At 74.5% G+C, this 19,097-nt stretch carries 13 protein-coding genes; 8 read left to right on the top strand and 5 right to left on the bottom strand.

All coding sequences use genetic code 11. The features are described 5' to 3' along the window. The first annotated feature begins 306 nt into the window (after positions 1–306). Positions 307–1,917: a GAF domain-containing protein gene (locus tag ACOACO_RS16970; RefSeq protein WP_420297471.1), complete on the top strand. Its 1,611-nt coding sequence runs from the start codon at positions 307–309 to the stop codon at positions 1,915–1,917. A 94-nt stretch (positions 1,918–2,011) separates the two neighbouring features. On the opposite strand, the gene ACOACO_RS16975 is transcribed toward ACOACO_RS16970, so the two are convergent. Together ACOACO_RS16975 and ACOACO_RS16980 are read right to left on the bottom strand one after the other, a co-directional pair. Further along, entirely contained in the window at positions 2,012–3,163 is a 1,152-nt protein-coding gene (locus tag ACOACO_RS16975; RefSeq protein WP_420297472.1) for an acyl-CoA dehydrogenase family protein, read from the bottom strand. Between the two features lie 22 nt (positions 3,164–3,185). Then, on the bottom strand, positions 3,186–4,361 hold the full coding sequence (locus tag ACOACO_RS16980) for an acyl-CoA dehydrogenase family protein (RefSeq protein WP_420297473.1): 1,176 nt from the start codon (positions 4,359–4,361) through the stop codon (positions 3,186–3,188). A 309-nt stretch (positions 4,362–4,670) separates the two neighbouring features. On the opposite strand from ACOACO_RS16980, the gene ACOACO_RS16985 reads away from it, so the two are divergent. From ACOACO_RS16985 to ACOACO_RS16995, 3 genes are all read left to right on the top strand, one after another. Continuing rightward, a complete protein-coding gene (locus tag ACOACO_RS16985; RefSeq protein ID WP_420297474.1) occupies positions 4,671–5,294 on the top strand; it encodes a manganese efflux pump MntP family protein in 624 nt (207 codons plus the stop codon). Between the two features lie 498 nt (positions 5,295–5,792). Next, positions 5,793–6,446, top strand: coding sequence for a hypothetical protein (locus tag ACOACO_RS16990; protein WP_420297475.1), 654 nt, complete (start codon positions 5,793–5,795; stop codon positions 6,444–6,446). 3 nt (positions 6,447–6,449) lie between these two features. Further along, the gene (locus tag ACOACO_RS16995) at positions 6,450–7,802 is read left to right on the top strand and encodes an AAA family ATPase (protein ID WP_420297476.1); all 1,353 of its coding nucleotides are present in this window, start codon (positions 6,450–6,452) and stop codon (positions 7,800–7,802) included. Here the strand turns inward: ACOACO_RS16995 and ACOACO_RS17000 are convergent. Both ACOACO_RS17000 and ACOACO_RS17005 read right to left on the bottom strand, forming a co-directional pair. Continuing rightward, positions 7,765–9,132, bottom strand: a complete 1,368-nt coding sequence (locus tag ACOACO_RS17000; RefSeq protein WP_420297477.1) for a hypothetical protein — start codon at positions 9,130–9,132, stop codon at positions 7,765–7,767. The genes ACOACO_RS16995 and ACOACO_RS17000 overlap by 38 nt on opposite strands. Further along, positions 9,129–9,572, bottom strand: a complete 444-nt coding sequence (locus ACOACO_RS17005; RefSeq protein ID WP_420297478.1) for a hypothetical protein — start codon at positions 9,570–9,572, stop codon at positions 9,129–9,131. The genes ACOACO_RS17000 and ACOACO_RS17005 overlap by 4 nt, the downstream gene beginning before the upstream one ends. Before the next feature lie 148 nt (positions 9,573–9,720). On the opposite strand from ACOACO_RS17005, the gene ACOACO_RS17010 reads away from it, so the two are divergent. From ACOACO_RS17010 to pruA, 3 genes are all read left to right on the top strand, one after another. Continuing rightward, positions 9,721–11,232, top strand: coding sequence for a wax ester/triacylglycerol synthase family O-acyltransferase (locus ACOACO_RS17010; RefSeq protein ID WP_420297479.1), 1,512 nt, complete (start codon positions 9,721–9,723; stop codon positions 11,230–11,232). Next, the gene (locus ACOACO_RS17015) at positions 11,229–11,693 is read left to right on the top strand and encodes a DUF6912 family protein (RefSeq protein ID WP_420297480.1); all 465 of its coding nucleotides are present in this window, start codon (positions 11,229–11,231) and stop codon (positions 11,691–11,693) included. The genes ACOACO_RS17010 and ACOACO_RS17015 overlap by 4 nt, the downstream gene beginning before the upstream one ends. 77 nt (positions 11,694–11,770) lie before the next feature. Next, positions 11,771–13,396, top strand: coding sequence for an L-glutamate gamma-semialdehyde dehydrogenase (gene pruA / locus ACOACO_RS17020; protein WP_420297481.1), 1,626 nt, complete (start codon positions 11,771–11,773; stop codon positions 13,394–13,396). A gap of 98 nt (positions 13,397–13,494) precedes the next feature. On the opposite strand, the gene ACOACO_RS17025 is transcribed toward pruA, so the two are convergent. Continuing rightward, positions 13,495–13,965, bottom strand: a complete 471-nt coding sequence (locus tag ACOACO_RS17025; RefSeq protein WP_420297482.1) for a DUF2505 domain-containing protein — start codon at positions 13,963–13,965, stop codon at positions 13,495–13,497. 145 nt (positions 13,966–14,110) lie between these two features. Between ACOACO_RS17025 and ACOACO_RS17030 the strand changes: the two genes are divergently transcribed. Then, positions 14,111–19,087 (top strand): NAD-glutamate dehydrogenase, encoded by a 4,977-nt coding sequence (locus ACOACO_RS17030; protein WP_420297483.1) that lies wholly within the window; start codon positions 14,111–14,113, stop codon positions 19,085–19,087. Positions 19,088–19,097 lie beyond the last annotated feature (10 nt).

Raw genomic sequence — 19,097 nt, forward strand, 5'->3', positions numbered from 1 at the left:
GGAAAGGAGGTGGTCCGGAGAATGAGTTCTTCCAGGACGCGTGAGGTGGCTGCTCGCTAGCAGCTCCGCACCAGTTGCGTGACCCGGTCGACGAGGTGTCGGTCGGTGCGAACGCAGTCGGCGGCGTCGCAGCCGCTGGCACTACAGGGCAGTCACCCGGCCCGCAGGCGCTCCAGACCTTGTCCTACTGGAGACGGTCCCCCACGAGGGGCCACGCCTGCGGGTCGTCCTATTTCCCCCGCAGCACCGACCCGGCAGCGCGGCAGGGCGCCCCGGCGTGCGGCCCCACGACCTAGGGTGGCGGGCATGGTCTCGAGCCCCGGCTCCACCCCGCGCTCGATCACCGGCATCGTCGGCGTCGACCGGCTGCCGTACGTCCTCGACCTGCTCGAGCGGCTCACCGACGACGGCGAGGTCCCGGTGCTGCTGCAGGACGTCGTCGTCGGCGCGTGCGAGCTGATCGGTGCCCGGTACGGCGTCCTCACCGTGCTCGACGTCGACGGCCGGCTCAGCGACTTCCACGTGCACGGCCTCGACGAGCCGGAGCGGGAGCGGATCGGCGACCTGCCCGTCGGTCGCGGGGTCATCGGCAGCCTGTTGCGCTCCGAGGGGCCGATGCGCCTCGAGGACGTCACGGCCCACCCGTCGGCCACCCTCTTCCCGCCCGGTCACCCGCCGATCGAGCGGTTCCTCGGCGTCGGGATCGACCGTCGCGGGCGCCGCCTGGGGATGCTCTACCTCGGCGACGAGGACGACCGGGAGCCGTTCACCGCGGACGACGAGCGGGTGCTCGCCTGGCTGGCCGACCGCGCCGCCCACGTGCTCGAGGTCGCCGGGGCACGGCAGCGGGCGGAGCGGCGCTCGGAGTGGCTGACGGTCTCGCAGCGCCTCGCCGAGCTGCTGCAGCCCCCGATCGAGGCCGAGGCGGCCCTGGCGCACGTCACCGAGCTGGTCAGCTGGGTGCTGCGCGCCCGGTCGGTGGTGCTCGTGCGGCTCGTCGCGGACTCCGTCGTCGTGGTGGCCGAGGACGACGTGTCGAGCACGGAGCACCTCGTGCCCGCGGAGCACCTGGCGCCCGGCGCCGCGGTCTTCGAGGCCGTGCACGCCGCCACCCGGTCGCGCCGCTCCGTCGTGGCCCGCGTGGGCACCACGGAGGTCGTGCTGGTGCCGTTCCGCTCCGAGATCGCCGAGCCGCTGGTGCTGGGCGTGGCGCTGCGACCGGGGGACCGCGCACCCGTGCAGGAGGAGCTCGACCTGCTGGAGTCGTTCGTGTCGCAGGCCGTCTCGTCGATCGACCGCATCCGCGCGGTGGGGGAGCGCCAGGAGCTGATGGTGCTCGCCGACCGCGACCGCATCGCCCGCGACCTGCACGACGTCGTCATCCAGCGCATCTTCGCCACCGGCCTGCAGCTGCAGGGCCTGCGGGGCCAGGTCGTGCCGGACGCGCGCCCCCGCTTCGACGCGGCGGTGCGCGACCTCGACCAGACGATCCGCGACATCCGCACGACCATCTTCGAGCTCAGCCGGCTGCAGGGCACCTCCCTGCGCGCCGAGGTGCTGCAGCTCGCCGCCGAGTACGCCGACGCGCTCGGCTTCACCCCCGAGGTGCACGTCCGCGGCCCCGTCGACACGACGGTCCCGGCCCGCGAGTCCGACCAGCTGCTCGCGACGTTGCGCGAGGGCCTGTCGAACGTGGTGCGGCACGCCGGGGCGAGCGCGGTGACGATCGACCTGCAGGCCGACGACGACATCGTGGCGCTGCGCCTGCTCGACGACGGCGTCGGCTTCGACGACGCGGTCGAGAGCGGGCTCGTCAACGTGCGGCGCCGCGCCGAGGCGCTCGGCGGCACCGCGCGGGTGATGAGCGAGCGGGGCGGCGGGACGCTGCTGGAGTGGGTCGTGCCGCTGCCGCGCTGAGCGGCCCACTGCCGCCCGGACGCAGTTCGTGGCGGCAGCGCCGCGGAAAGCCTGGCGCTGCCACCACGAATCGGTGGCTACCGGAGCGGGTGGTTCAGCGGAGCGGGTCGACCTCGCCGTGGCCGGCGACGTCGAGCGCCAGCAGGCCGAGGTGGTGCCGGGCGTCGCCCAGCAGGTGGTCGAGCGCCGTGAGGTGGGCCGTGTAGGTGCCCGTGGAGTACTCCGCCGTCATGGCGATGCCGCCGTGCAGCTGGATGGCCTCCTGGCCCAGGTGGCGCCCGGCCCCGGAGGTCTGGGCCCAGGCCCGGCGGGCGGCGTCGGCCTTCTCCTCGGCGGTGGCGTCGGGGTCGGCGTGCACCATCGTCGCCCAGAGCGCGAGGCTGCGTGCCAGCTCGAGCGCGACGTACATGTCCGCGGCGCGGAAGGTGAGCGCCTGGAACGTCTTGAGCGGCACGCCGAACTGCTCGCGGCTCTTCAGGTACCCCGCCGTCGTCTCGAGCGCGACCTGCATCGCCCCGACCGCCTGCTGCGCGGCCGCGACCCGGGTGGCGTCGTGGGCCGCGGCGACGGCGGCCGTGCGGTCGACGCCGGCCTCGCCCAGCGGCGTACCCGTCGCGCCCTCGAGGCGCACCCGGGCGGCGCGGCCGCCGTCGGGCGTGCGGTACCCGTCGCGGGTGACGCCGTCGGCCGACGGGTCGACGACGAACACGCCGGTGCCGCCGCCCGGCAGGGCCGCGGTCACGAGGAGGAGGTCGGCGGAGGCGCCGAACGGCACCGGCTCCTTCACCCCGCTCAGGGTCCAGGCGTCGCCCGACTGCTGCGCGGTGACGGCGGTGGCCTCGTCGGTCCAGCGGGCGGCCGGCTCGGCGTGGGCCAGGGCGGGCACGAGCTCGCCGGAGGCCAGGCCGCCGATGATCTCGGCGCGCTGCTCGTCGCTGCCGACCGCGGCGACCAGGCCGCCCGCCAGCACGACGGCCGCGAGGTAGGGCTCGGGCGCGAGCACCCGGCCGATCTCCTCGGCCACCACGCCGACCTCGATCGGGCCGGCCCCGACGCCGCCGTCGTCCTCGGCGAAGGGCAGCGCCAGCAGCCCCATCTCGGCCATCCGGCCCCAGGTCGTCGCGTCGTACCCCGGGTCGCCCGCGACGGCGCGGCGCCGGTTCTCGAAGTCGCCGTACGCCCGGCCGAGGAGCCCTCGCACCGCCTCGCGCAGCGCGACCTGCTCCTCGTCGTAGGTGAAGTCCACGTCTCGTCCTCTCGCGTGCGGGTCAGAGCCCGAGGATGGTGCCGGCGATGATCTGGCGCTGGACCTCGTTGGAGCCGCCGTAGATGGAGGCCTTCCGCAGGTTCAGGTACGCCGGGGTGCCGCGCCGCTGCCAGGCGGGCAGGTCGCTGGTCTCGTCGTCGGCGCCGGAGGCCAGGGCGCCCGGGCCGGCGACGTCGATGGCGAGCTCGGAGACCGCCTGCTGCAGCTCGCTGCCCTTCAGCTTGAGCACCGAGGAGGCGGGGTGCGGGCGGCCGTCGGCCGAGTGCGCGACCACGCGCAGCGCGGTGAGCTCGAGGGCGGTCAGCTCGTTCTCGAGCTCGGCGATGCGGGCGGCGACGAACGGGTCGTCGAGCAGGGTGCCGTGGGGGGAGGAGACCGTGGTCGCCCACTCCTTGATCTGGGCGAGGAGCCGCTTGGTGGCGCCCACCGGGGCGACGCCGACGCGCTCGTTGCCGAGCAGGAACTTCGCCTGCGTCCAGCCCGAGTTGACCTCGCCCACCATGTTCTCCGAGGGCACGCGCACGTCGGTGAACCAGACCTCGTTGACTTCGTGGCTGCCGTCGATGAGCTCGATCGGGCGGACCTCGACGCCGGGGCTCGTCATGTCGATGAGCAGCATCGAGATGCCCGCCTGCTTCTTCACGGTCGGGTCGGTGCGCACGAGGGTGAAGATCCAGTCGCCGTACTGCCCCAGGGTGGTCCACGTCTTCTGGCCGTTGACGACCCACGTGTCGCCGTCGAGCACCGCGGAGGTGCGCAGCGAGGCGAGGTCGGAGCCGGCGTTGGGCTCGGAGAAGCCCTGGCTCCACCAGATGTCGAGGTTCGCCGTGGCCGGCAGGAAGCGCTCCTTCTGCTCCTGGCTGCCGAACTGGGCGATGACCGGGCCGATCATCGAGGTGTTGAAGGCCAGCGGAGGCGGGACGCAGGCGCGCTGCATCTCCTCGTGCCACAGGTGGCGGCGCAGCGAGCTCCAGCCGCGGCCGCCCCATTCCTCCGGCCAGTGCGGCACGGCGAGGCCGGCCGCGTGCAGCGTGCGGTGGCTGCGCACGATCTGCTCCTGGGTCAGGTGGGCACGGTCGCGGATCGCCGTGCGAATGTCCTCGTCGACCTGCGTCGTGAAGAACTCCCGGAGCTCGGCGCGGAACGCCGCGTCCTCCTCCGTCAGGTGCAACCGCATGCGTTCCTCCTCCACCCCTCGCGGGGTCCCCTCCGCCTGTGATCGCGCTCACCGTAGCCGCTCGCTGCGACACTACGGCGATGACCTAGGGTTCGGGGTCGAAGGGGAGTAGCCCGGCCGACTCGCGTCGGCAGGGACGGTCGACATGCTGGTGCCCGCGGCGACGTGGTCACCCGGCCGTCCCGCCCGAGGTCTCCCGCGTCGCAGGACGCGGGGAACCGGTGGTGGACGAGACCTTCGACCAGCTGATGCTGGTCGAGGCCTCGGCGTACCCGGATCCTCGACCAGCCCGACGAGAGGAACCCCTCGGTGGCCATCGCCGAACTCATCGTGCTCGCCTTCGCCCTCGCCATGGACGCCGTCGCCGTGTCCGTCGCGCAGGGCCTGCGGATGTACCGACCCCGCTGGCGCGACGCGCTCTTCCTGGCCGGGGCGTTCGGCCTGTTCCAGGCCGTGATGCCGCTCGGCGGCTGGGTGCTGTCGTTCTGGTTCGCCGGCGTCGTGAGCGCCGTCGCCCCCTGGATCGCGTTCGTCCTGCTGGCCGTCCTCGGCGGGCTGATGATCAAGGAGTCGTTCTCCGACGACGACGAGGACGAGCCCGGCGGCGCGGTCGCTGCCACGGGTACGACGGGAGGCGGCGTCGCCGCGTACGCCCCGCTGACGCTCGCCCTCGTGATCCCCCTGGCCGTGGCCACGTCGATCGACGCCGCCGCCGTCGGCGTCACCTTCGGCGTGCTCGACATGGGCGTCGCGGCCGTCATGGAGGCGGTCGTGATCATCGGCGTCGTCACCTTCGCGCTGTCGCTGGCCGCCGTCTTCATCGGCTCCCGCGTCGGCGAGCGCCTCGGCACCTGGGCCGAGCTCGTCGGCGGCGTCATCCTCGTGCTGATCGGCCTGCGCATCCTGCTCGACCACCTCGGCGTCCTGGGCTGACCCCGCGGCCCGGTGGTTCGAGGTGGCCGCGTTGTTCCGGTGGTTGAGGTGGCCGCCCCAGCGGCCCTCGAAACCACGCTCGGACCCGGGTGGTTTCGAGGGGTGCTGGCGCACCCACCTCAACCACCCGGGTGGTGGTTTCGAGGGGTGCTAGCGCACCCACCTCAACCACCGGCGGTGGCGGCCCGCTCCGGTGGTTGAGGTGGCCGCCCCAGCGGCCCGCTCCGGTGGTTGAGGTGGCCGCCCCGGCGGCCCGCTCCGGTGGTTGAGGTGGCCGCCCCGGCGGCCCTCGAAACCACGGCCCCAGCCCCCACCCGCCCCCGGAACTTGTCACGCACGTGAGCGTCTCGCGCCCTCTCGCACCACCCTGTGGATCGACTCGTGCGAGGACGGGCCTGTTGTGGTGATGATGTCCGCGTGAGTGGACATCTCGGGACCGTCCCTCCCCAGCGGGCGACGCGTGCGACCGCGCCGGGTTGGCGCGATCCGCGGCTGTGGGTGGGGTTGCTCATCGTCGCCGTCTCCGTCGTGGTGGGCGCGCGGGTGCTCGGCTCGGCCGACGACACGGTCGAGGTCTGGGCGGCCGACGCCGACCTCGTGGCGGGGGCGACGCTCTCGAGCGCCGACCTCGTGGCCGTGCGCGTGCGCTTCCGCGACGGGGAGTCGCTCGACTCCTACCTCCGCGCCTCCGAGGCGCCCGAGGACGGCGCGCGACTGACCCGCGACGTCGGCGCCGGTGAGCTGCTGCCCGCCGCGGCGCTGGGGGAGGGGGAGGACGAGGGGCTGCGCCACGTGCCCGTCGCGGTCGAGGCGACCCGCGTGCCGCCCGGTGTCGTCGCCGGCAGCGTGGTCGACGTCTGGGCGGCCGGCGCCGAGGTGGCCATCGACGCGACCGGCACCTCGACGACCACCCAGCCCGGCCAGGGCCAGCAGGGCCAGCAGGGCACGGGCGCCGCGGACCCGTCGGCGCCGGGCGCGGTGCTGCTGCTCGAGGAGGTCCGGGTCGTCGAGGCCCCCTCGGGGCAGGACGGCATCGGCAGCCTCGCCGACCGCCAGCTGGTGCTCGCCGTCCCGGAGGACCAGCACGACGCCATCGGGCCCGCCCTCGCCGCCATGACGAGCGGCACCGTCACGGTCGCCCAGCGGGGCTGAGCCGTGATCTGCGTCCTCGTCGTCGGCTCGGGCGCCGCCTGGGAGCAGGGCGCCCTCACGGCGCTCGCCGACCGCAACGACGTCGCCGTGCTCCGGCGCTGCGTCGACGTCAACGACCTCCTCGCCTCCGCCACGCTCGGCCAGGCCGACGTCGCCCTCGTCGGCCTCGAGGCGCCCGGCCTCGACGGCGCGGCGGTCGAGCACCTGCGGCGCCACGGCGTGCGCACCGTCGGTGTCGTCGAGCCCCACCAGACGGGTGGCCCCGACACGGTGCGGGCCCGCGCGGCCCGCCTCGGCGTCCGCTCCCTCGTCCCGGCCGACGACGGCCCGGCCCTCGTGGCGGCCGTGCTCGCGCCGCCCGACCCGACGGCGGTACGGCGTACCCCCGGCCCCGGCCAGAGCCCCGTGGCGCCGCCCGCGTCGCCGTACCGGCCCGCCGACCCCACCTCGACCTCCACCCAGGCCGCTGCCCAGCTCGCCCCGCCCGGCCCCCACGACCAGGCCCCGCCGGACCCCGCCCCCGAGACGACCGCCACCCGGCGCCGGGTCGTCGCCGTCTGGGGCCCGGCCGGTGCGCCGGGGCGCACGACGGTGGCCACGGCCCTGGCGGCCGCGCTGGCCCACCGGGGCGAGCCCACCCTGCTCGTCGACGCCGACCCGTGGGGCGGCACCGTCGCCCAGCACCTCGGCGTGCTCGACGAGGTCTCGGGCCTGCTGGCCGTGGCCCGTCACGCAGGCGCCGGCGACCTCGAGGAGCGCTGGCTCGGCACCGTGCGGTCGCTCGACCGGCACCTCCACGTGGTCACGGGCCTCCCGCGGGCCGACCGCTGGGCGGAGGTGGACGCCGGGGCGCTGGAGCAGCTCGTCGACCTGGCCCGCGAGGTGGGTCACGTCGTGCTCGACACCGGCTTCGCGCTCGACCACGACGACGGCGGGTTCGCCGTCGGCCCGGCCCGCAACGAGCTGACGACCACGGCGGTCGAGATCGCCGACGAGGTCGTGGTGGTCGGCACGGCCGACCCCGTGGGGCTCACCCGCCTCGCCCGCGGCCTGGCCGACCTGCGCGAGCTGGGGCGCGGCGAGGTGCACGTCGTCGTCAACCGCATGCGGTCCACGCTCGGCTGGTCGGAGCGCGAGGTGACCTCGATGCTCGCCGACTTCGTGCGGCCCGCGTCGCTGCACTTCCTGCCCGACGACCGCGCCGCCACCGACCGGGCGCTGGTGACGGGACGCTCCCTGCTCGACGTGGGCGACGGGCCGCTGGCCCGGGCCGTGACCGCCGCGGCCGCGGGCGTCGTACCCGGGGCCGCGGTGCCCGTCAGGAGGCGAAGAGGAGGTAGAGCCCGCCGCCGGTGAACGCGATCATCACGCCCAGCATCGGCAGCTGACCCAGCAGCTGGTGCTGGCGCGGGAGCACCGACAGGGACCGGTCGTGCGCCGCCACCGCGGCCACGATGTGCCCGACCACCACGCCGGAGACCTGCACGAACGCGAGCAGCCCGATGTTGTCGGAGAGGAAGTACGACGGCTGCAGGTCCGCCGTCCCCAGCCAGTTCGAGCCCCGCGCGAGCGGGTCGCTCATGTAGATGACGACCTGCTGGCCGAACTCGAGCAGGTAGGTCAGGTAGTGCGCCCCGACGTACCCCACGATGATCGGCGCGATCGAGTGCGCCATCAGCGACGGCAGCTCCCGGCGCCCGATGCCCTCGCGCGCCGGCACGGCCACGGACGCCAGCGTCAGCAGCAGGCCGACGATCGCGACGACGCCGATCAGCGTGACGTTGAGGATGAGGTCGGAGTCCAGCGTGCTCGTGTTGACGAACCGCACGAACGGCAGCGACTCGCGGAAGGAGTCGTACGCCGTGCTGCCGAACAGCACCGCCACCAGCGCCACCAGCCCGGCGGCGGGCCGCAGCGTCGCCAGGTTCGCGAGCGGGCTGCGCGCCACCAGCGTGCCGTCGGCGTCGCGGCCCCAGACCGACACGTGCGCGACCAGCGTCGAGTAGGCCTCGAACGGGTCGCAGCGCTCGTAGAAGACGTTGCCGAAGACGGCGCCGCCGACGAGCATCAGCGCGAAGTACGCCGCCAGCCACAGCCGCACGGCGCTCGTCTCGACGCCGTTGGTGCTGACCAGCTCGAGCCACACGAAGGCGTAGAGCCCGATCGCCGCCGGCCAGTAGCCCACCCAGGACGGCAGGTCGCGCAGCCCGTGCTCGGGGTCGGTGCCGGCCAGCCGGGACAGCCCGGCGTTGATGGTGCGCACCGGGCTCACGGCCCGGTAGAAGCGGCCCAGGAACAGCGACGCCGGCACGATGCCGACCCACAGCAGCACGTAGAACATGCCGAGGCCGGGGTTCGTCGCGTAGTCGGGACCGGCCACGAGCGCGAACATCATGTAGCCGAAGAACGCCGCCCCGAGCAGGCGGGCGAGCACCCGCGTGACGGGGTGGTCGACGACGGCGCCGATCCGGCGTACCGCCCCCGGCGCCCAGGGCCGCATGCGCGTCGTGCCGGGCTCGGGCCCGTCGTACCGCGGCCTGCGCCACGCGACCGCCAGCACCAGGAACGACGCCGCCAGCGCCACGACCGAGCCGATGACGACCGCCTCGAGCGGGATCGGCAGGTCGGCGGCGTTGCCGAGCCCGCTGTGGGCGAGGGTGACCTGGTCGGCGGGGTCCGGGGTCACGGGCGGACGTCGACGCGCACGAGCAGGCGCTCGGGGTCGTGCAGCTCGACGTCGTAGCTGCCGGCCCGGTCGATGGTCACGGTGTGCTCGCTGGTGCCGGGCTGCGCGTCGATCGTGAACTCGGGGTCGGTGTGGCCGTGGATCTCGGCCGGCACGTCGGTGGAGACGCGGAACACGATCGGCTGGCCGACCGCGGCCTCGACACGGCTCGCGTTCGGGGAGACCGAGTCACCGTCCACGACGACGTCGATCATCACGGGCTCGACGCCGGGCTCCGGCGTCGCGCTGCCCGAGGTGGCGCCGCCCGAGGTCGAGCCGCTCGACGACGTCGACTCCTCCGGACCGGCCTCGTCGGCGGTCCCCCCGCAGGCGGAGGCGGTCACGACCAGGGTGGCGGCGACGGCGACGGTGGTGAGCGGGCGCAGGGCGCGACGGAACACGGTGACTCTCTTCTCCTCTGGTACGACGACACGGTGCCGGCCCGGTCCGGCGGCCCCCCGGGCACGGCAGGGGGCTGTGTCGGTAGGGGGCGGATGACATGATCCACGTCGAGGTTACGTACAGCGTCGAGCGGGAGCGAGGTGGGGGATGGGCGAGCGGCTGCGCTCCCGGGACATGGCGATCCTGGCGACCGACTCCACGACGTCGCCGTTGCACAACGCGACGCTCGAGATCTTCGACCCGGGCGAGTCCGGCTTCGACCACGAGCGCCTCGTCGCCCTCATCGGCGACCGCATCACGTTCGTGCCCCGCTACCGCCAGCGGCTGCTGACGGTCCCCGGCCACCTCTCCACGCCCGTGTGGAGCGACGACCTGCGCTTCGACCTCGCCTACCACGTGCGCCGCTCGGCGATCCCGCGCCCGGGCACGCTGGAGCAGCTGCTCGAGCTCGTGGCCCGCATCGTGTCGCGCCCGCTCGACCGCACGCGGCCGCTGTGGGAGGTCTACTTCATCGAGGGGCTCGAGGACGGCCGGGTGGCCGTGCTGTCGAAGTCCCACCAGATCCTGGTCGACGGCCGCGAGACGGTCGACCTCGGCCAGGTGCTCCTCGACGTCTCGGCCACGCCGAAGGTGATGGAGCCCGACGAGTGGGAGCCGGCCCCCCGGCCGACCAACCCGGGCCTCGTCGCCGACGCGGTGCGCGACACCCTCACCGAGCCCTCCACGCTGCTCGTCAACAGCCGGGTCCTCGGCCAGTCCGTGGCCCGCCGCACCCTCGGCGTACGCCGTCGCCTCACCGCGCTGGCGGGCCCGCTCGCGCCGCTGGGCGGCCCGCTGGCCGTGCAGCCCCCGGTGAGCGAGTCGCCGATCACCCCGGCCGCGCTGTCGCAGCAGCGCCGCGTCACCGGGGTGCGCACCTCGCTGGCCGACCACCGCCGGGTGCGGGAGGTGCACGGCGGCACGGTCAACGACGTCGTGCTCGCCACGGTGGCGGGCGGCCTGCGCAACTGGCTGATGGCCCGCGACCAGCGGATCGGCCCGCAGAGCAAGGTCCGCGCGCTCGTGCCCATGTCGGTCATCGACGACGAGCTCGAGGCCACCTCGCTGGGCACCCAGATCCAGGGCCACCTCGTCGACCTCCCCGTGGGCGAGGCCAGCCCCGTCGTGCGCCTGCACCAGGTGTCGTACTCGTTCAAGGCCCACGGCGAGACGGGCCGCGCCGTGGCGGCGAACCGCCTGGCGGGCATCGCCGGCTTCGCGCCCACGACGTTCCACGCCCTCGGCACGCGGGTGGCGCTGGACGAGCTCGGCACCCGGCGCTTCCAGCTCACCGTCACCAACGTGCCCGGGCCGCAGTTCCCGCTGTACGCCGCGGGCGCCCGCATGGTCGCGACCTACCCGGTGCCGCCGCTGCTGCCGCGGCACGCGCTGGGGATCGGTGTCACGTCGTACGACGGGAACGTCTACTACGGCGTGACCGGCGACCGCGACGCCATCGACGACCTCGACATCTTCGCCCAGTGCCTGCGCGACGCCCTCGACGAGCTGGTCGACACCGCCAGCGACACCCGCCCCCGCGCGCCGCGCGGTCGCAGCGGCCCCCGCCCCGCCAACGGACCCGCCACCGGTCCGGCCGACGGCCCAGGAGCCACCCCGTGACGACCCGCGTCTTCGTGCCCCTCACCTCCTCCGAGCTCGCCCGCGTCGTCGCCGAGGGCCGGCTCGCCGGCCCGTTCCGCGCCCACACGGTGACGGGCGCGCTCGAGGAGGCGTGGCCCGACGGCTCGACCGAGGAGTGGGAGTACGCCGCGCAGGCCGCGGCCGGCACGGAGTCGCTGGCCCGCCGCACCGAGGACGACCAGCCCCGGCGGCTCGTGCTCGCCGCCGACGTGCCGCAGGTCCGCCCGCTCGACGACGAGGCCGAGCCCACCCTCGTCGAGGTGGAGGCCGACGTGCCGTGGAAGCGGATCGCCTCCGCCCACGTCGACGTCGTGGACCTCCCGCCGGCCGCGCTCGCGGCGTACCTGTCGGGCGAGGAGCTGCCCGACTCCGTCGACGGGGTCGAGCTCGACCACGACCTCGCGTGGTTCGCCACGCAGGAGATCCGCAACCTCCTCTGAGCGAGGGGGAGCCGTCGGCGAGCGGCCCGGGGCGGGGCCGGTTGAGGCCGTCGGCGCCGCCTGACACGATCGAGCGCATGGACGCGATCACGCTGCCCCCCGCACCGGTCAACGAGCCGAACCTGACCTACGCCCCCGGCAGCGCCGAGCGGCTGGCGCTGCTCGAGCAGGTAGAGGTGCTCCGGGGCGCCCCGCGCGACCTGCCGGCGTACGTCGGGGACTGGCGGGCCGGCGGCGGTGCCGAGGTCGCCGTGGTCGAGCCCCACGCCCACCAGCGGGTGCTCGGCACCTTCCGCTCCTCCACCCGCAAGGACGCGCAGGACGCTGTCGACGCGGCCCGCGCGGCCGCGCCGGGGTGGCGCGCGCTGAGCTACGACGACCGCGCCGCGGTGCTGCTGCGCGCCGCCGAGCTGCTCGCCGGCCCGTGGCGCCAGCGCCTCAACGCCGCCACCGTGCTGGGCCAGTCGAAGACGGCGTTCCAGGCCGAGATCGACGCGGCCTGCGAGCTCATCGACTTCTGGCGGTTCAACGTCCACTACGGGCGCCAGATCCTCGCCGAGCAGCCGATCCGCAACGCGCCGGGCATCTGGAACCGCACCGACCACCGGCCGCTCGAGGGCTTCGTCTACGCCATCACGCCGTTCAACTTCACCGCCATCGCGGGCAACCTGCCGACCGCGCCGGCGCTCATGGGCAACACGGTCATCTGGAAGCCGTCGCCCACGCAGCAGCTCGCGGCGTCGCTGACGATGGAGCTGCTGACCGAGGCGGGCCTGCCGCCGGGCGTCATCTCGATGCTGCCGGGCGACGGCGTCGAGCCGTCCGAGGTGCTGCTGCCGCACCCCGACCTGGCGGGCATCCACTTCACCGGCTCCACCCCGACCTTCCAGCACCTGTGGCGCACGGTGGGGGAGAACCTGTCGGGCTACCGGGGCTACCCGCGCCTCGTCGGCGAGACCGGCGGCAAGGACTTCGTGCTGGCGCACCCCTCGGCCGACCCCGACGCCGTGCGGGTCGCGCTGGTGCGCGGCGCGTTCGAGTACCAGGGCCAGAAGTGCTCCGCCGCCTCGCGGGCCTACGTCGCGCGCTCGGTGTGGGAGCAGATCCGCGAGCAGCTCGTCGCGGACGTCGACGCCCTGGCGATGGGCGACCCGACGGACCTGTCGAACTTCCTCGGCGCCGTCATCGACGACCGGGCCTACGCCAAGCACGTGGCCGCCATCGAGCGGGCCCGCGCGACCGACGGCCTCGACATCCTCGCCGGCGGCGAGTGCGACGACAGCGTCGGCTGGTTCGTGCGCCCCACCGTCGTGGAGGGCGGCGACCCGACCGACGAGATGTTCTCGACGGAGTACTTCGGGCCGATCCTCGCCGTGCACGTCTTCGACGACGCCGACTTCGAGAAGGTGACGCGCCAGCTGGAGTCCGCGTCGCCGTTCGCGCTGACGGGTGCGGTCTTCGCGCGCGACCAGCGGGTCGTGGCGTGGGCGGCCGAGGAGCTGCGGTTCGCGGCCGGCAACTTCTACGTCAACGACAAGCCGACCGGCGCCGTCGTGGGCCAGCAGCCGTTCGGCGGCGGGCGCGCCTCGGGCACCAACGACAAGGCCGGCGCCGCGTCGAACCTGCTGCGCTGGACGAGCCCGCGCTCCATCAAGGAGACGTTCGTGCCGCCGCACGAGCACCGCTACCCGCACATGGGCTGACGCCCGGCAGGGGCACGCGTGCCCCGACGTGCCCCGACGCGCCGCGGGGCGGCACCGGACCGGTGCCGCCCCGCGGGTGCGTTCCAGGTGCGTAGGCGTCAGGCCTTCGCGAGCCAGGCGCGGCCGGCGCGGTTCTCGGCCTTCAGCGCCTTGACGAGCATGTCGGCGATGAGGCCCTCGATCTTGCCGCCGACGAGCGGGATGGACACCTTCACCTCGAGGTCGACCGTCTCGGTCGTGCCGGTGCCGGTCTCGCGCAGCGTGGCCGTGCCCTTCATCTCGCCCGGCTTGCCGGGGATGGTGACGTGGATGTCGGCCTTCGTGGCGCCCCAGGTCTCCTGCTGCACGACGACGATCTCGTCGCCGACGAACTTCTTCGCGAACGACGGGATGCCGGCGGCGGGCTGGACGGTCTCGAAGCGCACGGCCTCGCCCTCGACCGAGACCGTCGAGCGCAGCGCCCGCTGCTCCTTGGCGACGGCGGTGCGGAAGTCCTCGTCGAGGAGCATCGCGCGCACGTCGGCGAGGGGGGCGTCGTAGGTCAGTTCGTGGGTGACGCGCTTGGACATGGGGGGATCTCCGTCCGACTCGGCACGGGCGGTGGCCCGGTGCGGGGTGCTGGTCGACGGGGCGCCGGGCCCCGCCGCCGATCATCATGGCGCACCCCCGGGAGTCGGGTTGTTGCGGCACCGGGCGACCCCTAGGGTCGGGAGGGTGGCGACGACGCTGGACGGCAGGAACCTGGACCGCAGCAAGGCCGATCTGGTGGCGGACGCCGCCGCGCTGGCACGGGGCCGCAACGGCTCGCTGGCCGGCCCCGAGGGTGATGCCGACCCGGAGGCCGTGCTGTCGGCGTACTACCGCCACGTGGCCCCCGAGGACATCCTCGACCGCACCCCCGTGGACCTCTACGGCGCCGCCGCCTCCCACCGCCGCCTCGCCGAGCACCGCGCGCCGGGCGAGGTGCTGACCCGGGTGCTGACGCCGTCGGTCGCCGACGACGGCTGGACGGCCGGCGGCCACTCCGTCGTCGAGGTGGTCACCGACGACATGCCGTTCCTCGTCGACTCCGTGACGATGCTGCTCGACCGGCTCGGCTGCGACGTCCACGCCGTGCTCCACCCCCAGCTGCGGGTACGGCGCGACGCCGCCGGCACGCTGCTCGCGGTCGGCCCGATCGCCGAGGGCTCGGTGCAGGCCGAGGACCACGCCGACCAGACCGCGATGCGCGAGTCGTGGATCCACGTCGAGATCGGCCGCCTGGGCACCGACGGCGACGACGGCACGGCCGCCGTCATCGAGGCGGGCGTCCACCAGGTGCTGGCCGACGTGCGGGTCGCCGTCGAGGACTGGCAGCAGATGAAGGACGCCGTGGCGGCGGTGGCCACCGACCTGCGGGAGCGGCCCGCCGAGGTCGCGGCCGGCGTACCCGACCCGGAGGTGCGGCAGGGCGCTGACCTGCTGGAGTGGATCGCCGACGACCACTTCACGTTCCTCGGCTACCGCGAGTACGTGCTGCGGGAGGGGGCCGACGGCGACGAGCTGGCCGCCGTCCCCGGCACCGGGCTCGGGCTGCTGCGCGACGACCGCCCCGGTGTGCCGCCGGCCGGCTCCGACGCACCCCGGGTCACCGCCGAGGTGCGCGACCGGATGCGCGAGCCCGTGCTCCTCGTGCTCGCCAAGGCCAACCGCCGCGCCACCGTGCACCGGCCGGTGCACCTCGACTACGTGGGCGTGAAGACGTTCGACGCCGACGGCAACGTGACCGGCGAGCGCCGCCTGCTCGGCCTGTTCTCCTCGGCGGCCTACACGGAGTCGCTGACCCGCATCCCGCTGCTGCGCGAGAAGGCCGAGGCGGTGCGCGAGCAGCTGGGCTTCGACCAGCGCAGCCACGCCGGCAAGGCGCTGCTCGACACGCTGGAGAACTTCCCGCGCGACGAGCTCTTCCAGACCCCCACGGAGGACCTGGCGCCGATCGCGCAGGCCGTCATGTTCGCCCGCGAGCGGCGCCGCCAGCTGCGGCTCTTCGTGCGGCGCGACACCTACGGGCGCTACCTGTCGGTGCTCGTCTACCTGCCGCACGACCGCTACAGCACCGCGGTGCGCGAGCGGTTCGCCGAGGTGCTGCGCCAGCGGCTGGACTCCTCGGCCGTCGAGTTCGCGGTGCAGCTGTCGGACTCCGCGATGGTGCGGGTGCACTTCGTGGTGCGCCCCCAGGAGGGGCTCAGCATCCGGGAGGCCGACCGGGAGTTCGTCGCCGAGCTGGAGCACCGCTTCGACGAGGTCGCCCGCTCGTGGCGCGACGACCTGCACGCCGCGCTGCTCGCCGAGCACGGCGAGGTCGACGGGGCGCGGCTCGGGCGCCGCTACCTCGGCGCGTTCCCGGAGGCCTACAAGGAGGACTTCGACGCCCGCACGGCGGCCTCCGACATCGGCCGACTCGAGGCGGTGCGGGCCGCGACCGGCCCGCGCGGCGGCTTCGACGTCGCCCTGCACCAGCCGGTCGACGCGTCCGCCGGCGAGGGCATGCTCAAGATCTTCCGCGTCGGCCCGGCGCTCTCGCTCTCCACCGTGCTGCCGATGATCTCGTCGATGGGCGTCGAGGTGCTCGACGAGCGCCCCTACGAGCTGGAGCACCTCGACCAGCCGACGTTCGTCTACGAGTTCGCGCTGCGCACCGAGGCCCAGGCCGGACCCGACCAGCGCGAGCTGTTCGCCGACGCCCTGCGGGCGGTGTGGGCCGGCCACAGCGAGGTCGACCGGTTCAACGCGCTCGTGCTGCGGGCGGGGCTGACGTGGCGTCAGGTCACGGTGCTGCGCGCCTACGGCCGCTACATGCGCCAGGGCAGCTCGCCGTTCTCGACGACCTCGATGGCGGACGCGCTGGCCGCGAACGTCGACATCACCCGCCTGCTGGTGCGGCTGTTCGAGACGCGCTTCGACCCCGACCTGGCGACCACGGGGGCGGGTGGTCGCGAGGCCGCCGAGCAGCAGCTCGTCGACGAGGTCACGGGCGCGCTGGAGCAGGTCGTCAGCCTCGACCACGACCGCATCCTGCGCTCGTACCTCACCCACGTGCGGGCCACGTTGCGCACGAACTTCTACCAGCACCCCGACGCCGGGGGCGTGCGCTCGCACCTCTCGCTCAAGCTGCAGCCGTCGGCGATCCCGGACCTGCCCGCGCCCCGGCCGGCGTTCGAGATCTTCGTCTACTCCCCGCGCGTCGAGGGCGTGCACCTGCGATTCGGCGCGGTGGCCCGCGGCGGCCTGCGCTGGTCGGACCGGCGCGACGACTTCCGCACCGAGGTGCTCGGCCTCGTCAAGGCGCAGATGGTGAAGAACACCGTCATCGTCCCGGTGGGCGCGAAGGGCGGGTTCTACGCCAAGCAGCTCCCCGACCCCGCGGATCGGGAGGCGTGGCTGGCGGAGGGAGTGGCGGCGTACCGGACGTTCGTCTCGGGCCTGCTCGACGTCACCGACAACCTGGTCGACGGCGCGGTCGTGCCGCCGCAGCGGGTGGTGCGCCACGACGGCGACGACACCTACCTCGTCGTGGCCGCCGACAAGGGCACCGCCACGTTCTCCGACATCGCGAACGCGCTGTCGGCCGACTACGGCTACTGGCTCGGTGACGCCTTCGCGTCGGGCGGGTCGGTGGGCTACGACCACAAGGCGATGGGCATCACCGCGCGCGGCGCCTGGGTCTCGGTGCGGCGCCACTTCCGCGAGCTGGGCCTCGACACCCAGCGCGAGCCGTTCACCGTGGTCGGCATCGGCGACATGTCGGGCGACGTGTTCGGCAACGGCATGCTCTGCTCGCCGCACATCCGGCTCGTGGCCGCGTTCGACCACCGCGACATCTTCCTCGACCCCGACCCCGACCCCGACGCGGCGGCCTCGTTCGCCGAGCGGGAGCGGCTCTTCCGGCTGCCCCGCTCGTCGTGGCGCGACTACGACCGCTCGCTGATCTCCGAGGGCGGCGGCGTGCACCCCCGCTCGGCGAAGTCGGTGCCGATCTCAGCGCCGGTACGCCGCGTGCTCGGCCTCGGCGACGACGTCACCCGGCTCGCGCCGAACGAGCTGATGCGCGCCATCCTGCAGGCGCCCGTCGACCTGCTGTGGAACGGCGGCATCGGCACCTACGTGAAGGCCTCGACGCAGACCCACGCGGACGCGGGCGACAAGGCCAACGACGCCATCCGCGTCGACGGCCGCGAGCTGCGCGCCCGGGTCGTCGGGGAGGGCGGCAACCTCGGCCTCACCCAGGCGGGGCGCATCGAGTACGCCGCCGCGGGCGGCCGGCTCAACACCGACTTCATCGACAACTCCGCGGGCGTCGACACCTCCGACCGCGAGGTCAACATCAAGATCCTGCTCGACCGCCTGGTCGCGGCCGGGGACCTGACCGGCAAGCAGCGCAACGAGCTGCTCGCCTCGATGACCGACGAGGTCGCCGAGCTGGTGCTGGCCGACAACTACGACCAGAACCTCGCGCTGGCCAACGCCGCGGCCAACGCCCCGGCGCTGCTGCACGTGCACGAGCGGTGGATGCGCCGCCTCGAGGCGGAGGGCCACCTCGACCGCCGGCTGGAGGACCTGCCGACGAGCGCGGAGGTGCGCCGGCGCCTCGAGGCCGGCCAGGGCCTCACCCTGCCGGAGCTCTCGGTGCTGCTCAGCTGGACCAAGATCGTGCTGGCCGACGAGCTGCTGGCGACCGACCTGCCGGACGACCCCTACCTGCGGGGCGAGCTCTACGCCTACTTCCCGACCCCGATGCGGCACCGGTTCCGCGAGCGGATGGACGACCACCCGCTGCGCCGCGAGATCGTCGTCACCCAGGTCGTCAACCGGCTCGTCAACACGGCCGGGATGACGTTCTGGCCGCGCCTGGCCGACGAGACCGGGGCGAGCGCGGCCGAGCTGGCGCGCGCCAGCTTCGTGGCCGACGAGATCTATGGCGCCGCCGCGCTGCGCGAGGAGATCGCGAGCCAGGACAACCAGCTCGACGCCGCGGTGCAGACCCGCATGCGGATCGAGCTGCGCACCCTCGTCGAGCGCGCCGCCCGGTGGCTCGTGCTGCGCCGCCCCGACACCGACGCTGAGGGCACGGTCGACTTCTTCGGCGTGCGCATCCAGCAGGTGCTGCAGGGCGACCCGGGCCTCGCGGGGCTGCTGACCGGACGTGAGTCGGTGGCGCACGACGAGCGGCTCGCCGCCCTGCGCGCGGACGGCGTGCCGGAGGGGCTCGCGGCCCGCATCGCGGCGCTGCCCCCGTCGTACGGGCTGCTGGGGATCGTCGAGACCGCCGCCCGCCGCGACCTGCCGGCCGAGACGGTGGCGAAGGTGCACTTCGCGCTGGGGGAGCGGCTCGGGTTCGCCTCGCTGCTCACGCGGATCCTCGCGCTGCCGCGCAACGACCGCTGGCAGGCCACCGCCCGCGCCGCGCTGCGCGACGACCTCCACTCGGTGCACGCGCTGCTCACCGCGCAGGTGCTCGCGGCGACCGCCGACGACGACTCCGCCGCGGCGCGCGTCGCCGCCTGGGAGGAGACGCAGGCGACCGTCGTGGCCCGCGCCGCCCGCACGCTCGAGGAGGTCTGCGCCGAGGAGCCCGACCTGGCTCGCCTGTCGGTCGGCATGCGCGTCGTGCGCGGCCTCGTCGCCGTGCCCGGGGGCGCACCGCGGGTCTGAGGGGCCGCCC

The sequence above is a fragment of the Nocardioides sp. CPCC 205120 genome, assembly GCF_048654585.1.
In the GTDB taxonomy this organism is placed as follows: domain Bacteria; phylum Actinomycetota; class Actinomycetes; order Propionibacteriales; family Nocardioidaceae; genus Nocardioides.

Bases quoted from the DNA above. Each gene is read 5' to 3' on its own strand.
- ACOACO_RS16970 (WP_420297471.1), top strand. From the start codon at position 307: ATGGTCTCGAGCCCCGGCTCCACCCCGCGCTCGATCACCGGCATCGTC.
- ACOACO_RS16980 (WP_420297473.1), bottom strand. From the start codon at position 4,361: ATGCGGTTGCACCTGACGGAGGAGGACGCGGCGTTCCGCGCCGAGCTC.
- ACOACO_RS17010 (WP_420297479.1), top strand. From the start codon at position 9,721: ATGGGCGAGCGGCTGCGCTCCCGGGACATGGCGATCCTGGCGACCGAC.
- pruA (WP_420297481.1), top strand. From the start codon at position 11,771: ATGGACGCGATCACGCTGCCCCCCGCACCGGTCAACGAGCCGAACCTG.
- ACOACO_RS17025 (WP_420297482.1), bottom strand. From the start codon at position 13,965: ATGTCCAAGCGCGTCACCCACGAACTGACCTACGACGCCCCCCTCGCC.